Origin of the sequence: Proteus sp. fly-1089, from assembly GCF_040138965.1 — a bacterium.
Taxonomy (GTDB): Bacteria; Pseudomonadota; Gammaproteobacteria; order Enterobacterales; family Enterobacteriaceae; genus Proteus; species Proteus vulgaris_B.
In genome coordinates this window covers 159,157-175,427 of record NZ_JBEETS010000008.1, presented here as the reverse complement: position 1 = coordinate 175,427, position 16,271 = coordinate 159,157, and the positions used below count along the sequence as shown (strand labels likewise).

General features: G+C 38.3%; 11 protein-coding genes. 7 read left to right on the top strand and 4 right to left on the bottom strand.

The window, feature by feature from the left end; genetic code table 11:
- Window positions 1-20: 20 nt before the first annotated feature.
- The gene (gene argC / locus ABN080_RS16255) at window positions 21-1,025 is read right to left on the bottom strand and encodes an N-acetyl-gamma-glutamyl-phosphate reductase (protein ID WP_340894635.1); all 1,005 of its coding nucleotides are present in this window, start codon (window positions 1,023-1,025) and stop codon (window positions 21-23) included.
- A 100-nt stretch (window positions 1,026-1,125) separates the two neighbouring features.
- On the opposite strand from argC, the gene argE reads away from it, so the two are divergent.
- The gene (gene argE / locus ABN080_RS16250) at window positions 1,126-2,289 is read left to right on the top strand and encodes an acetylornithine deacetylase (protein ID WP_197269679.1); all 1,164 of its coding nucleotides are present in this window, start codon (window positions 1,126-1,128) and stop codon (window positions 2,287-2,289) included.
- 87 nt (window positions 2,290-2,376) lie between these two features.
- Here the strand turns inward: argE and poxB are convergent, their stop codons facing one another.
- On the bottom strand, window positions 2,377-4,101 hold the full coding sequence (gene poxB, locus ABN080_RS16245; RefSeq protein WP_340894632.1) for a ubiquinone-dependent pyruvate dehydrogenase: 1,725 nt from the start codon (window positions 4,099-4,101) through the stop codon (window positions 2,377-2,379).
- A 569-nt stretch (window positions 4,102-4,670) separates the two neighbouring features.
- Here poxB and ABN080_RS16240 point away from each other — a divergent pair.
- Genes ABN080_RS16240 through ABN080_RS16230 form a run of 3 tightly spaced genes read left to right on the top strand, consistent with a single transcriptional unit; the run spans window position 4,671 to window position 7,116 of the window.
- Window positions 4,671-5,492 carry a DUF3100 domain-containing protein gene (locus ABN080_RS16240; RefSeq protein ID WP_023583450.1) on the top strand — a complete coding sequence of 274 codons (822 nt, stop codon included), beginning with the start codon at window positions 4,671-4,673 and terminating at the stop codon, window positions 5,490-5,492.
- Window positions 5,489-5,938, top strand: a complete 450-nt coding sequence (locus ABN080_RS16235; protein ID WP_006534124.1) for a hypothetical protein — start codon at window positions 5,489-5,491, stop codon at window positions 5,936-5,938. The genes ABN080_RS16240 and ABN080_RS16235 overlap by 4 nt, the downstream gene beginning before the upstream one ends.
- A complete protein-coding gene (locus tag ABN080_RS16230; RefSeq protein WP_164525835.1) occupies window positions 5,938-7,116 on the top strand; it encodes a M20 metallopeptidase family protein in 1,179 nt (392 codons plus the stop codon). Before ABN080_RS16235 ends, ABN080_RS16230 begins: the two co-directional genes overlap by 1 nt.
- Window positions 7,117-7,181: 65 nt before the next feature.
- Here the strand turns inward: ABN080_RS16230 and ABN080_RS16225 are convergent, their stop codons facing one another.
- On the bottom strand, window positions 7,182-8,195 hold the full coding sequence (locus tag ABN080_RS16225; protein WP_072070616.1) for a LysR substrate-binding domain-containing protein: 1,014 nt from the start codon (window positions 8,193-8,195) through the stop codon (window positions 7,182-7,184).
- A gap of 709 nt (window positions 8,196-8,904) precedes the next feature.
- Here ABN080_RS16225 and proP point away from each other — a divergent pair.
- From proP to ABN080_RS16210, 3 genes are read left to right on the top strand one after another with little or no spacing between them, the layout of a single operon-like run.
- Window positions 8,905-10,407, top strand: coding sequence for a glycine betaine/L-proline transporter ProP (gene proP, locus ABN080_RS16220; protein WP_196554598.1), 1,503 nt, complete (start codon window positions 8,905-8,907; stop codon window positions 10,405-10,407).
- A gap of 10 nt (window positions 10,408-10,417) precedes the next feature.
- Window positions 10,418-11,848 (top strand): deoxyribodipyrimidine photo-lyase, encoded by a 1,431-nt coding sequence (phrB, locus tag ABN080_RS16215; protein ID WP_349441518.1) that lies wholly within the window; start codon window positions 10,418-10,420, stop codon window positions 11,846-11,848.
- A gap of 39 nt (window positions 11,849-11,887) precedes the next feature.
- Window positions 11,888-12,865, top strand: a complete 978-nt coding sequence (locus tag ABN080_RS16210) for a glycosyltransferase (RefSeq protein ID WP_349441517.1) — start codon at window positions 11,888-11,890, stop codon at window positions 12,863-12,865.
- 59 nt (window positions 12,866-12,924) lie between these two features.
- On the opposite strand, the gene ppc is transcribed toward ABN080_RS16210, so the two are convergent.
- The gene (gene ppc / locus ABN080_RS16205) at window positions 12,925-15,561 is read right to left on the bottom strand and encodes a phosphoenolpyruvate carboxylase (protein WP_164525832.1); all 2,637 of its coding nucleotides are present in this window, start codon (window positions 15,559-15,561) and stop codon (window positions 12,925-12,927) included.
- Window positions 15,562-16,271: the final 710 nt, after the last annotated feature.

Genomic DNA, 16,271 nt, shown 5'->3' with positions numbered 1-16,271 from the left:
GAAACTTCCCTACTCATTATTTAAATAAGTGATTCGGTTTCAGCGAAACCAAACCGAATATTCATACATTGCACCGCCTGCGCTGCGGCCCCTTTTAACAAGTTATCTTCAACACCCACCACAATCAGATGTTCACCTTGTTGAGCAAACCCGATATCACAAAATGCAGTTCCTACCACGGCTTTTAATGCAGGTAATCCTTTGTCGTAAACACGCACCAATGGCTTGTCTTGATACGCTTCATCAAAGACTTGTCTTACATCCTCTTGTGTCACACCCACTTTTAACTTACAGGTGATAGTGGCTAAGATCCCTCTGGCAAAATTACCCAGATGAGGTGTAAAAATGACATCAATACCCAGATGTGTTGCAATTTCAGGTTGATGGCGGTGTGTAAACACACCATAAGGCTGCAAGCTCACTTCACAAAAACTGCTAGTTAAAGAGGCTTTTCTGCCAGCACCACTCACACCGCTGGTGGCATTAATGACTGGCCATTGCGCAGTATCTAACAGCCCCGCTTCCACTAGCGGTTTTAGAGACAACTGAGATACTGTTGGATAACAGCCCGGCACAGCAATTAATTGCGCCTGACTGATAACGTCAGCATTCCATTCAGCTAATCCATAAACTGCCTGTGATAACCAATCTATATTCTTATGCTCGAATCCATAGTATTGTTGATAAAAATGCTTGTTTTGTACTCGATAAGCACCCGATAAGTCGAACACCACACAACCTTGTTCTAAAAAAATCGGGGCAATGTCATGGCTGACTTCATGGGCTGTTGCTAAAAAAACGATATCAATATTTTCAGCCGCTTTAACAACATCAACCATTGGCTCTAAAGGAAGATCCACTAAGCCACGATATTGAGGATGAAGTTCAGAAAAGCACTTTCCTGCATCTGCACTTTGAGCTGATACCATCAGTCTGCTCAAATTCACATGAGGATGCTGCTGAAGATAGGCGGCTAATTCAGCGCCAGTGTAACCACTTGCTCCTACAATCAGAGTATTTAACATGTCATTCTTACCTTGTACTATGAACACAAACCGATTAATGTATTTTTATTCAAAAAAAGTGCATGAATATTGATACTATTATGAAGAAAGGCTGTCAACAGTGAATATTAAATTACCTACATTTATTGAGATTTATCGTCAATTAATTGCAACGCCCTCTATCAGTGCTACAGATGCTAAGAACGATCAAAGCAATGAATCGCTGATTAATTTGCTTGCTAATTGGTTGGAAACATTAGGTTTTTCAATTGAAATTCAACCTGTACCTGAAACTCGAGGAAAATTTAACCTTTTAGCAACATTGGGAACAGGGAAAGGCGGATTATTACTCTGTGGTCATACTGACACAGTGCCATTTGATGAAGGTCGTTGGACACAAGATCCTTTTACACTGACAGAAAAAGAAAATAAGTTATACGGCTTAGGCACTGCGGATATGAAAGGTTTTTTTGCTTTTATTCTTGATGCATTGCGAAATATAGACACTAAGGCGTTAACTCACCCTCTTTATATTCTCGCCACCGCAGATGAAGAAACCTCTATGGCAGGCGCACGTTATTTTGCTGCCAATACGACAATCCGCCCTGATTTTGCCATTATTGGCGAACCGACATCCCTAAAACCTATTCGTGCACATAAAGGGCATTTATCAAATGCGATACGTATTACGGGGCAATCAGGACATTCTAGCGATCCCGAAAAAGGAGTGAATGCGATTGAGCTAATGCATGAATCCATTACTCATCTTAGTACACTACGCGATACGCTAAAAACGCGCTATAACAACCCTGCATTTGTTATCCCTTATCCCACCATGAACTTTGGTTATATTAATGGCGGTGATGCAGCAAATAGAATTTGTGCTTGCTGCGAACTTCATATGGATATTCGCCCATTACCAGGGCTTACATTGCAAGATTTAGATGATTTACTACACGAAACATTAGCGCCCGTAAAAGCACGTTGGCCGGGTCGCTTAAATGTTGAAGCGCTACACGATCCTATTCCCGGTTATGAGTGCCCGACCGATCATAAAATGGTTGCTGTCATTGAAAAGTTATTAGGTGAGAAAGCGCAAACAGTGAACTACTGTACTGAAGCGCCATTTATTCAGGATCTCTGCCCTACCTTAGTATTAGGCCCAGGTTCGATTGAACAAGCCCACCAGCCTGATGAGTTTATTGATATGGCTTTTATTGAGCCAACTCGTGAATTAATGGGGCAATTAATTGAAAACTTCTGTTTAACAGAGAAAGCTAAATAATAAAAAACCCTATCGGCTTATGTTGATAGGGTCTGGTCTATTTATCTACAATTTAGATTCTAAATAATCCAAGTTGCCGGTAGGCGATTAACGTAACCAATTGGTTTTAGCGAGTTGAACAATTTCATCACCCCGGCCATTAATAATCGCTTTCATCATATACAAACTAAAACCTTTTGCCTGTTCAAACTTAATTTCAGGAGGCATAGAAAGCTCTTGTTTTGCAGTTACGACATCCACAATCACAGGACCATCATGTTCAAAAGCTTCTTTCAGTGCCTTATCCAGATCTTCCCCTTTTTCGACGCGAATACCTTTGATACCAGATGCATTAGCAATGGCTGCAAAATCAGGGTTATGCAAATCTGTGCCATCCGTTAAATACCCCCCCGCTTTCATCTCCATAGCCACAAAACCTAATACACTGTTATTAAAAATAACCACTTTCACTGGCAAATTCATTTGTGCTAACGAGATAAAATCACCCATTAGCATAGTAAATCCACCATCGCCACACATTGCAACAACTTGGCGTTTTCTATCTAATGCTTGTGCACCAATAGCTTGAGCCATCGCATTTGCCATAGAGCCATGATTAAACGAGCCCAGCAAACGACGTTTTCCATTCATTCCTACATAACGAGCCGCCCACACGGTTGGTGTTCCGACATCACAGGTAAAAATGGCATCATCATTTGCCAACTCACTCAATCTACGTGCTAGATATTGTGGATGAATAAGTTCTCGTTCACTTGGTTGTGCAAGTGCATCCAAATCTTGTCGTGCTTTCGAGTAATGTTTCAATGAAGCATCAAGGTGAGAGGTATCTGTTTTCTCTTTTAAACGAGGCTGTATAGCATTTAGCGTTGCTTTAATATCACCAATCATTGCCATATCGACATGACAATGTGAACCGAGACTACTTGGATTAATATCGATTTGAATAATATTGGCTTTTGATGGATAAAACGCGCGATAAGGAAATTGTGTTCCTAATAGCACCAGCGTATCCGCATTTTCCATCGCATGATAACCTGATGAAAAACCAATTAACCCAGTCATTCCTACACTGTACGGATTTTTCCACTCAATGTGCTCTTTGCCTCGCAATGCATGTACAACAGGTGCTTTTAAAGTTTGAGCTAATTTAATCACTTCATCGTGTGCCTGAGCGCACCCTGCACCACACATTAAGGTAATATTTTTTGCGTTATTCAGTGCATCAGATAATTTTTCGATTTCAAAGCGATTAGGCATAATCAGTGGGAACTGCAGCGGATACCAATTTTCAGGCGCATCTTCTGGAGCGGGTTTTAGCGCGACATCACCCGGTAAAACCACAACCGCCACCCCTTTTTTCAAAATCGCGGTTCGCATAGCGATAGCGAGAACTTGCGGGATCTGCTCTGGGTTCGAAACTAATTCACAATAATGACTGCATTCACGGAAAAGCTCTTGAGGATGAGTCTCCTGAAAATAATTGCTACCAATTTCAGCAGAAGGAATATGGGCAGCAATGGCTAACACTGGTACATGATTACGATGGCAATCAAAAAGCCCATTGATAAGATGTAAATTTCCCGGCCCACAAGAGCCAGCACAAACCGCCAATTCGCCATTGACTGCAGCTTCGGCACCTGCAGCAAATGCGGCCACTTCTTCATGGCGAGTTCCCATCCACTCAATTGTTCCCATTTTTCGCAAGCTATCACTTAATCCATTGAGTGAATCACCTGTCACGCCCCAAATACGTTTTACACCTGCATTATGGAGTACTTTAGCAATATAAGTTGCAACTGTTTGCTTACTCATGGTGATCTCTTTCCTCAGTTTTGGGTAAATTATATCTCTGCGCGCTAAGCCTATTTCCTTGTGTTCTTCGATTTCTTTCCCTTACCTGCTTACAGAGAAATTTATTTTACTAACTCAAATATAAAGAATAACACCTATCACTATAATGTCACTGTCGTGATAAAGTAAGTCTCGGTAAAAAATGTAAAAATAAAATATCACTTCCAAATACATTCATTAAATTTATAATAATCGCATTAAATAAGAATATATCTCATTAATAACGTATTATTATTTAATAAATAATGGACAAACATTGTTTATAGGATTATTTTAATAATTAAAATAATTTTTAATTATGGTTTTCCTCATCACATTTTTATTAACAATTAAGCTGACTCATTTCAGCCTTACTCACTGTCTTTATTCAAAAATTTAACTTTTTTCTATTTGTTAATAAATTTATCACCATTGTATTATTTCATGCCCCATGAAAAAGAGGTATGAAGTAAACATGACATTGGTCACGCTACCTTTTGCTTTTTGTCCTCTAGAATAAAGCCTGATTATTTTTCAACGGAGATTAACGGATGGACAAAAGTAGAAGTCCGATAAAGGTTTTCTTTATTAGTATTCTGGCAGTCCTTTTCTTAATTTTTATTTCACAATACGTGATTGGTAAAAAAGAAATTAAGATTGGCATTGCAGTAATACCTATTCTACCAATGCTCTTTGCTGTCATTATTGGTATGTGTATATCTGCTGGATTTACCCGTAAAAAAATTAAAGTATGGGGTAAATTATTTACAGAAAAAGAAGAAGGCTTCTGCGGTAAAATGGTAGGTTTTAGCCTACTTATTTTAGGTACTCAATATGCAGGGATGATTGTTCCTAATATTAAAATGATTTTAAGTGTCGGCATTCCTTTATTTGTTCAGGAACTCGGAAACTTATTACCAGTGTTAATTGCAGTTCCATTAGCGATTAAATTTGGATTTGGTCGTCGTGCAATTGGTGCTTGTTCATCTATTAGCCGTGAACCTTCTATTGCTGTTATTCAAGGTAAGTTTGGTACAGGCTCGCAAGAATATATTGGTGTATTAGCCATTTATTTATGTGGTTCTGTTATTGGTACTTTGTGGTTTAGTGTATTAGGTAGTATTGCTCCATTAACAGGGTTACACCCACTTGCGCTTGCCGCAGGCTCTGGCGTGGGATCTGGTTCAATGTTAAGTGCTGCATCAGGTGCATTAATTAATGGTCTTGATGAAGCTTTAGCACAGCAAGTATTAAGTGTTGCTGCTGCATCTAACTTATTATCATCAGCACTTGGCGCACTGTCATTAACCTATTTAGGTTTACCTCTTTCAGAAAAAATTTATAAAATTTTCACCAGAGGCAAAACTGCATGAAAAATATAATTATTGATATGAAATTTGTATTCGTTGCTATTTTACTGGCAATGTTTACTCAGACGTTAACATCAGGGATCGCTCTTTATGCAATGTGGGATAGCTTTATTGCTATGTCATTAGTGGTATTTATTTCACTCGTTGCAAAACATTATTTACCTTCATCTTTACCAACATTTGCTTATGCAACAATTATCGGAATACTTATTTGTTTACCCGAAACACCAGTAAGAGATTTCTTTATTAGTTCGATTGGTAAAGTCTCTTTCTTATCTTGTTGTGTACCTTTATTAGCATTTGCTGGTTTATCTGTTGGTGGTCAATTAGAAGAACTTAAGAAAATGTCATGGAAAGTTATTCTTATTTTCATGATTGTTTCAACATGTTGTTTCTTTGGAGCATCAATCGTCGCGCAAATTGGATTTACTATCCAGGGAGTTATCTAATGAATAATATTTATAATGTCAGTGAAAAACTCTTTCAATTAAATGACTTTAGTAAAAAAACACGACAAGACTTGCACAAAATACCTGAGTTATCAGGTGAAGAATATAAGACATCAAAGTATTGTCGTGAATTAATGGAAAGTTTTGGTTATCAAATTAAAACTTTTGATGGATATACCGGCTTTACTGCTGACTTAATTGTTAATGCTGAATTTCCATTAATTGCCATCCGTGCTGATATGGACGGATTAGAAATGCCAGACTTAACCAATAATGAACATAGCTCAATTCACCAAGGTTGTGCGCATAACTGTGGTCACGATACTCATATGACCATGGCATTAACCAGTGCAAAATATCTTGCCGAAAATAAAGAAGAGATGAGCGCGAACGTCCGCTTTATTTTCCAAATGGCTGAAGAAGATATGCGTGTTCCTGGTGCTGAAAAAATGGTTGAAATGGGTTGTATGGAAGGCGTTGATGAAACCTACGCACTTCATAATGATGCAGCTATTGAAACGGGTTGTGTACGCTTTAATGATGGCGTGATGTCATCTTATGGCTCAGCATGGACATTAGATGTTTATGGCGTTTCTGCTCATGGTTCAACACCACACAAAGGTTTAGATGCCATTCGCGAAGCAACTCGCCTAATTGATTATATGGATTATGTTGTTGCGAAAAAAACAGATCCATTTAGCCCTGCAGTCTTTGGTTGTGGCATGATCAATGGGGGAACTATCCCTAACGCATTAGCTGACCACGTTCAAGCTCGCGGTACTATCCGTTCTATGGATGAAAATACCGACCAAGTACTGAAAGCTAGTTTTGATGAAATTGTGGCTCGTAGTACGGCTGGTGGATTTAAAACTACATTAAGCTATAGCGGATACCCTGCTGTTGTGAATCATCCAACTGCACATCAGCGTTTATTAGATGCAATGCGTAAATTCTTACCTGAAGAGAATATTGAATCAAACGGTAAGCCAATGACAGGCAGTGAAGACTTTAGCTATATGGTTAATGCGACTAAAGGTAAAGTCGGAGCCATGTTCTTCTTAGGAAGTGGTAACCAAGCGAAAGGAATTAATAATTACCTTCACGCTAATCCTTATTTTGTCGATGATGATTGTTTATTAGTTGGCGCTCAGATCTTTGTTAACATTCTGACTCGCTAATCTTTTATTATTCTGCCCAAAGCCCGTTATTGCCCCCGCACAACGGGCTTTTTCTATTCTGTTATCTATTCTGCAACGCTATTATTGATATTCACAGAGCGTAAATCAGGTAATTCTTGGTAGACCTCTTTACTATGCCATTGGCTTTCCCACTGTTCTGGCATCTGAATAATATTTTTATCAATATGTGGTGCATAAAGAGAAATAAACTCATGCATATAATCCTTCATATGAGTATGTTTACTGACACAAATGTGGGTATAACTCGGTTGTACAAGATGATCGATATTTATACATTTTAATGCTCCACTATCTTCCGTTTCATCATAAGAAGCCGTTGCAATAACACCAATACCTAAATGACGCTTAACGTAATATTTAATAATCTCTGTATCCGTTGCTGTTAATGCTACTTTGGGCTTAAGATTATTTTTATAAAATACCTTGTCTAACTTCGATCCTCGCGTAAAACCAAAAACATAAGTAATTAATGGATACTCTGCCATTTGTTCAATAGTAACTTGTTCATCATCTTGTAATTCAGCAAGAGGATGGTCATAAGGAACGAGTAAACTACGTGTCCAGCGATAACAAGGTAGGGTAATTAAATCTTCATACAAGTGCATAGACTCTGTTGCTATAGCAAAATCAACATCACCATTTTTAACCATCTCAGCCAACTGTGCTGGAGCCCCTTGATGAAAATGCAAAGAAATATTCGGGTAATAGCGACGAAAATGGTCAATAACATTGGGCAATGAATAGCGAATTTGGGTATGTGTTGTTGCAATATGCAAATCAACTTTTTTATTACGATCTTCTTCAGCCACAATACTTTTAATACGATCAACTTGTCCGAGAATATCACAGGCAATTTTATGCACTTCTTTACCCATTGGGCTTAATGCCAATAAATTATTATTTTTACGGACAAACAGAGATACACTGAGTTCATCTTCTAATATTTTGAGTTGTTTACTAATTGTGGGTTGAGAGGTGTAGAGTTTTTCAGCCGCATTAGTAATGTTGAAATTATTTTTTACGACTTCAACAAAGCTTTTCAGTTGATTAATGTTCATAGAGGTACCTGGGTTAATCTGCACAAATGCGCGGTTAATTATTAATTTTATAAATTTTTATTCTAAATATGCGTAATAGAGAAACTATCTTTAATATCTCTGTCTTGATATCTCATCATACTATCTTGATTTAATCTTATAATAAGCATAGCGAGATCTATTCTATTATCCACACATTCACTTTAACTATTCGAAAGAATAATAAAGCAAAATAAGGTGTTATTATTTTCTACTTATCTATCAACCTTTGTATTATGCACAATACTCATACAAATGCGTTAGCCTGAATCAAAAAAACAATAAATCCACCTAACTCAATGTTATTAAGATAGAATTTTAATTTTACTTTCACGATTTTATTGCAAACACTTTCATTTCACCTAAGCTAAATTTACAATCACTAACACCATAAATTTTACAGAAAAGCAGAATTACGTTATGATAACGATCACATTTTAATACTTAGAGGCTATGTTTTGTTATATCAAAACAACAAAGAAAACTTCCTATTATCTTATTCAATCTCATCTATACTTAATAAATATTCTCTTATCTATTAGCTTAATATCACTATTTAATTTTGGTAGAAGTAAGCTGTTTTTTAGTGAATTTTTATCACTCACTCTTCTCGCTAACAAATAGTCACTTCATTTCTTTTAATTAATTGAATAACAAGAAATTACGAATACCTTAATAAAGGTCACTTAATATGAAAATGAAGAAAAAAAGAAACAAACCACTACAAATCAATGATATAACCATTATTGATGATAGTAAGCTCAAAAAAGCCATCACTGCTGCCGCATTAGGTAATGCCATGGAATGGTTTGACTTTGGTGTTTACGGCTTCCTTGCTTACGTTTTAGGTCAAGTCTTCTTCCCTGGAGCATCACCTGGCGTACAGATGATCGCGGCTCTTGCCACCTTCTCTGTACCATTCTTGATAAGACCATTAGGCGGTGTTGTATTTGGAATGCTAGGGGATAAATTTGGTCGCCAGAAAGTTTTATCTGTCACCATCATTATTATGGCACTCAGTACGTTTGCCATCGGTCTTATCCCTGCGTATGAAACCATCGGTATTTGGGCACCAGTCTTATTATTACTTGCCAAGCTAGCACAAGGCTTCTCTATTGGTGGTGAATATTCAGGAGCTGCAATTTTCGTTGCTGAATACTCACCAGATCGTAAACGTGGATTTATGGGAAGCTGGTTAGATTTCGGTTCAATCGCAGGCTTTGTCATGGGTGCGGGTGTTGTTGTACTTATCTCAACTATTTTGGGTGAAGCCGCATTTCATGAATGGGGATGGCGTATTCCGTTCTTCTTAGCATTACCGTTAGGTCTTATTGGCTTATATTTACGTCATGCTTTAGAAGAAACACCTGCATTCCAACAACATGTTGATGCAATGAATAGCGACGACCGCAAATCTATTCAAGATCCACCTCGTGTTTCATTACGTGAAATCGCATCGAAATATTGGAAAAGTTTAACCGTATGTGTAGGTTTAGTGATTGCCACTAATGTCACTTACTATATGTTATTAACCTATATGCCGAGTTATTTATCTCATAACCTAAACTATTCGGCAGATCACGGTGTGCTGATTATCATCGCGATTATGATAGGTATGTTGTTCGTACAACCTGTAATTGGGTTATTGAGTGACAAAATTGGCCGTAAACCCTTTGTTATTGGCGGTAGTATTGGCTTATTTGTCCTTGCTTACCCTGCGTTTATGATGATTAACAGTGATGAAATCGGTTTAATTTTCTTAGGATTATTAATTCTTGCGGTTTTACTTAACTGTTTTACGGGAGTAATGGCATCTATTTTACCGGCCATATTCCCGACTCATATTCGTTATAGTGCATTAGCAATCGCATTTAATATCTCCGTATTAATAGCAGGTGCAACACCAACAGTAGCTGCATGGTTAGTTGAAGCGAGCGGTGATTTATATATGCCTGCTTATTATCTGATGATTGTTGCCGTTGTCGGTTTGATCACGGGGATTAAGATGATTGAAACTGCCAATAAACCGTTGCGTGGAGCAACACCGGCAGCATCTGATAAATCAGAAGCTAAAGAAATTTTGTCAGAGCACTATGATAGTATTGAACACCGTGTTGAAGATATCGAAGCGGAAATTGAAGCATTGCAGAAAAAACGCCAAGCCCTTATCGATCAACATCCTAAGTTAGATTAAGAGAGGTTACATGCACCCGTCCCCTGTTCATTTAGTTTGGTTTCGTAATGATTTAAGAGTGATGGATAACAAAGCACTCTTTAATGCTTGCCAAGATAAACACGCACAGGTGCATGCCCTTTTCACTATTACGCCTGAACAATGGAGAGCCCATCATATGGCTTTGTCATGTCAGGCGTTTATTCATGATGCATTACTTAATCTTTCGATATCACTGGCACAACTTAATATTCCACTAACATTAGTGATTAGCGACACTTATTCAAATGCCGCTAATGAAGTCGCGCGCTATTGTCAACAACATCAAGTTACTGCGCTTTTTTTCAATCACCAATATGCCTTTAATGAGCAATGCCGTGATAAAAAAGTGACAGAATTACTAGAGAACAAGACAACCGTTTATGCCTATCATGACAATGTGTTTATTCCACCGGGTAATGTAGTCACCCAACAAGGGGAGATGTATAAAGTTTTTACTCCCTTTAGAAATGCATTCTTGCGACTCTTTTTTTCACAAGATAACGCTTCGTTACCTATTCCAGAGATCAGAACACATCAAAAAGCAGTATCACCTTTAAAAGCTCCGCTGTTTTCACTTGAAAATACAAGTTCACCCTCTTTTATCGCCACTGAAGAAGAAGCACTTAAACGCTTAAAACAATTCTGTTATGAAAGCGCCCCACACTATGCAAAATGGCGAGACATTCCTGCAGTTGATGGCACAAGTCGATTATCCCCTTATCTCACTCATGGATTACTGTCTGTTCGCCAATGTTTTAATCGCCTATATCAAACAGAGCCTGATTTTCTAGAAAATAGTGCATCAGGTGCTTTTATCTGGTTTAACGAATTAATTTGGCGAGAGTTTTATCAACACTTAATGGTGGCAAATCCCCATTTATGCAAACACATTGCCTTTCAGCTTTGGACAGAAAAAATTAATTGGCGCAATGATAAAGAGGAATTTAATGCTTGGGCACAGGGTTTAACCGGATTTCCTATTATTGATGCAGCAATGCGACAGCTTAATCATACAGGTTGGATGCATAACCGTTTACGGATGCTCACCGCCAGTTTTCTCGTCAAAGATCTGTTAATTGATTGGCGGTGGGGTGAACGTTACTTTATGTCCCAACTTATTGATGGTGATTTCGCTTCAAATAATGGCGGCTGGCAATGGGCCGCATCAACAGGAACCGACGCAGTACCTTATTTTCGAATTTTCAATCCCACAACCCAAGGTCGTAAGTTTGATCCCGATGGCGAATTTATTCGTCATTGGCTTCCTGAGCTAGCCAATGTGCCTAGTCGATATATTCACACCCCTCATGAGTGGGCGGCAAAAACTAATAATCCTCTTGATTATCCATTACCGATAGTTGATCACGCCAAAGCACGAATAAGCGCGATTGAGTCTTATGAAGAGGCAAAAAAAGGGTAAGATAGTAAAACTTTATTTATTGATAATTGGCTCAATCTTGTGAAAACACCCCAAATTTCTGTCATCATTCCTATGTTTAATGAAGCGTCTCGTATTACGAGATTATTGGATAGTGTGATCACTCAAACTTTCACCGATATTGAAGTCATTATTATTAATGATGGCTCGACAGATAATAGTGCTGAAATCGCAACGTCTTATTGTCAAAAAGATGCACGTGTGAAGCTTTATCATCAAACTAATCAAGGATTATCCAGTGCAAGAAACACGGGGTTAAAATATGCTCAAGGTGAATGGATAGTTTTTTTTGATAGTGATGATTTTATTAAGCCTGAATTACTCGCACATTGGTATCAACTAGCCGTTACGCAACACGTTGATGTTTTAATTGGCAATGGCGAACGATTCAATCCAAGTGATCTTAAAAAGCACCAAAGACCAATCCATCAACGACAGCCTTATCAAAAAGTCATAAAAGGTAGTGAGTGGATCATTTATGCCGTCGCTCAACATCAATGGCCTCATTTCGTTTGGTTGCAATTAATCCGACATGACTTAATAAAAAAATACCAACTGCAATTTACTGAGGGGCTTTATCATGAAGATATTTTGTGGACAACGCAATTAGCGCTTGTTGCAGAGCGGATAGGTTTTGATAACCAACCTCTCTATTATTACTGTGCTAATCCTGACTCGATTACACGTAAACCCGACCCACAAAAAGAAGCCAAGCGAACACAAAGTTATTTGCAGATAATCTTACAACTATTAAAAGAAGCCGATAAACAATCTGATCAGTTATTAGCAAAAGCACTCCGCCAACAGGCCGTTCGTGAATTAGGCAGTTTTTTTATTCTTTTTCGTAAATGTTGTGATGCAAAAAATCAAAAAATAATTGCAACACAATTTTCTAGTTACTCTTTATTTTCCTCTCTCAATAAAGGGGTAACTGATTGGCATCAACGCTGGTTTATTTTTCGTGTTAACTGCATTTTATTTATCGCATCTTTAAAATAAATAAGCATAAAAAACAGCGCCTAATTAAGCGCTGTTTTTCATTTTTAATTCGCTCAGCACTAACCAGTATTACGCATACCCGCTGCAATACCGGCAATCGTCACCATTAGCGCTTGTTCAATACGGGGATCAGACTCGCTATGAGTACGAGAGCGCTGTAATAACTCAGCCTGAAGTACATTTAATGGATCGGTATACACATTACGTAGTGCAATAGATTCCGCTACCCATGGTAAATCCGCCATTAAATGCTCATCTTTTGAAATTGCCAAGACACTCTTAATATCATCAGAAAGTTGTTGGCGTAATTTCGCTCCTAATGGCCATAAACGCTCTTCAACTAAACGTTGATCATAATATTCCGCTAACCATAAATCTGCTTTGGCATACACCATTTCCAACATAGCAATACGTGTATTGAAGAACGGCCAGTTCTCACACATATCGTCTAATACCGTTTGTTTTCCGCTATCGATTTCATGCTGTAATGCAGCACCAGCGCCTAACCAAGCAGGTAACATTAAGCGATTTTGTGTCCACGCGAAGATCCACGGGATAGCACGTAATGTTTCAACGCCGCCCGTTGGGCGACGTTTGGCAGGACGTGAGCCAAGAGGTAATTTTCCTAATTCCCCTTCTGGGGTTGCCGCCCTAAAGTAAGGCACAAAGTCTTCTTGCCCTCGAACATAATCACGATACATTGCACAAGAAACGTCAGACAATGAATCCATCACTTCAATCCAAGGGGCTTTGGGCTCTGGTGGTGGCAGTAAATTCGCCTCTAAAATCGCACCAGCATAGTGAGCAAGGCTACTAATTGTCACTTGTGGCAAACCAAACTTAAAGCGGATCATTTCACCTTGCTCAGTTACACGCAGGCCACCTTTCAGGCTTCCGGGTGGTTGAGAAAGTAATGCTGCATGAGCTGGTGCACCGCCACGACCAATAGTACCGCCACGTCCATGGAATAGTGTTAATGTTACACCTGATTTTTCACAGAGCTTGATCAACGAATCTTGAGCACGATATTGTGCCCATGACGCAGCCATCACACCTGCATCTTTTGCAGAGTCTGAATAGCCAATCATCACCATTTGCTTATCATCAATTAAATCGCGGTACCACGGAATATCAAACAAACGCGTCATCACGCTTTCAGCGTTATTTAAATCTTCAAGTGTTTCAAATAACGGAGCAACAGGTAAGCGAATATCCGCACCCGCTTCTTTTAATAAAAGTTTTACTGCTAATACATCAGAAGGCACTTTTGCCATTGAGATAACATAAGACGCGATAGAATCTTTTGGTGATTGTGCAATAACACGGCAAGTCTCAAATACTTCTTGTGTCGGAGCACTAGGCTGCCAATTTGTAGGAATAAGAGGACGCTTAGAGTTTAATTCTTCTAGTAAGAATGTTTGCTTTTGTTCTTCCGACCAAGTTGCATAATCGCCTAACTCTAAATATTGTGTTAATTCAGAGAGCGCTTCCGTGTGATTGGTACTTTCTTGGCGAATATCCAGTTTAACCAGTTGTAAGCCAAAACAACGGATACGACGTAATGTATCCAACAGTTGCCCATTGGCAATAATACGCATACCGCACTGAGTCAGCGATTGATAACACGCATACAGTGGTTCCCAAAGCTCTGCATTATCAATTAATAGCCCTTCAGGTGGTAAAGATTGTTGGCCTTTAATACGTTGTTCTAAATAATCACGAGTCACTTGTAAGCGAGTGCGTAACTGTTTAGCAATTTCACGATAAGGCTCTGCAACATCAGCACCACCCGCCAATTCACGTAATTCAGGTGTACTTTCTGTCATCGAAAGTTCTGAAACAAGGACTTGGATATCATTTAAGAATAAATCAGCGGCTTTCCAACGGCTTAATAGTAAGGCGTGGCGTGTGATCTCAGCTGTAACGTTTGGGTTACCATCACGGTCTCCTCCCATCCATGATGTAAAACGAATAGGTGAGGCTTCTACAGGTAAGTTGTAATCTATCGATTCTTTAAGCTGTTCATTAAATTCACGTAAGAAAGCGGGCACGCCTTCCCATAAACTATTTTCAACAACAGCAAAACCCCATTTTGCTTCATCAATTGGCGTTGGACGGATTTTTCTAATTTCATCTGTGTGCCATGATTGAGCAACTAACTGGCGTAAGCGACGCATAATATTCGTGCGTTCATAATCGGCTAAATCATCATGGTCGAGTTGAGATAAACAAGTATTCACTTCAACCAGCTTATGGATCAGTGTACGACGTGCAATTTCAGTTGGATGCGCCGTTAATACCAGTTCAATAGAGATTTGTTCTACGGCTTCTTTTAATTGTGCGTCCGTAAAATTCTTATCTTTCAGTCGAGAGATTAATTTTGCCAATGCCACCGGATTACTCGCAGCTTCACCATGAGGTGAAATGCTATGGTATTGTTCGGCTACATTCGTCAGGTTCAAGAATTGATTGAATGCTCTAGCAACAGGTAATAATTCATCATTAGAGAGATTCTGTAACGTGAGTAACAGCTTTTGTCGCTGTACTTCATTACCCGCTCGTGATGATTTAGATAATTTTCGAATAGATTCAACCTTATCTAAAATTTCTTCACCAAGTGCTTCTTTTATTGTATCTCCAAGTAGCTTGCCAAGCATACTGACATTGCTACGCATAGCAGAATATTGTTGATTCATGAGACTCCTGACCTTGTCTTTGTGGCGGTAACAACATGCATCTTCCTATTAGAAAAGTCATGTCCTCCCAGTTGTGTAATTAACTTTCATTTCTAATGTGACTTTATTTTGATTTTTGTGATAAGCCACACTGCTTTTTTTACTTAGCCTACTATTCATATCAGAAAATAATCGTTTTGGGGGATTTTTCTGAAATTTAATTACGACTTTAGTCTTATAAGAATGGCTAATATTCGTGTTGTTTTGGCTCAATTTTGCCAAGAATAAGGACATTTTTTCGTTTCTTATCTACTAAGAAGAGTTTTTTACTAGAAAGGAGAGAATATATGAAAATTTATCTGGCGAAAAATTTAGATGATTTTTTTTAATATTGATAATTTGTCTGGTCTGTTTTTGCTTTTTAGCTTATTTCTCTGATGTGTTATAGCCAATAGCGCTATCTCATCTCTTTATTTCCTTATCTTTTACATTTTTACTCGATTAAATTTTCCGATTAAAACTTTCATAAGATAAAAACGAATAAAGCGCTGAAAAGTCAGCGCTTTAAATTAAGAATAACGAATTATTTTTTCAGTAAATTAAATTGTCTGTTGTAAAATACGTGGTAAATCGAATTGTACTCTTAATAACGTTCAAATACGTTGTAACTGTACTTCAACTTCCACTCAAGACGCTTAAATTTCACATCATGAGCTACTGACAATAGTTCT

Excerpts from the sequence above, each read along its gene's own strand:
- argC (WP_340894635.1), bottom strand. The coding sequence starts at position 1,025 with ATGTTAAATACTCTGATTGTAGGAGCAAGTGGTTACACTGGCGCTGAA.
- phrB (WP_349441518.1), top strand. The coding sequence starts at position 10,418 with ATGCACCCGTCCCCTGTTCATTTAGTTTGGTTTCGTAATGATTTAAGA.
- ABN080_RS16230 (WP_164525835.1), top strand. The coding sequence starts at position 5,938 with ATGAATAATATTTATAATGTCAGTGAAAAACTCTTTCAATTAAATGAC.
- ppc (WP_164525832.1), bottom strand. The coding sequence starts at position 15,561 with ATGAATCAACAATATTCTGCTATGCGTAGCAATGTCAGTATGCTTGGC.
- ABN080_RS16235 (WP_006534124.1), top strand. The coding sequence starts at position 5,489 with ATGAAAAATATAATTATTGATATGAAATTTGTATTCGTTGCTATTTTA.
- proP (WP_196554598.1), top strand. The coding sequence starts at position 8,905 with ATGAAAATGAAGAAAAAAAGAAACAAACCACTACAAATCAATGATATA.
- poxB (WP_340894632.1), bottom strand. The coding sequence starts at position 4,101 with ATGAGTAAGCAAACAGTTGCAACTTATATTGCTAAAGTACTCCATAAT.
- ABN080_RS16240 (WP_023583450.1), top strand. The coding sequence starts at position 4,671 with ATGGACAAAAGTAGAAGTCCGATAAAGGTTTTCTTTATTAGTATTCTG.
- ABN080_RS16225 (WP_072070616.1), bottom strand. The coding sequence starts at position 8,195 with ATGAACATTAATCAACTGAAAAGCTTTGTTGAAGTCGTAAAAAATAAT.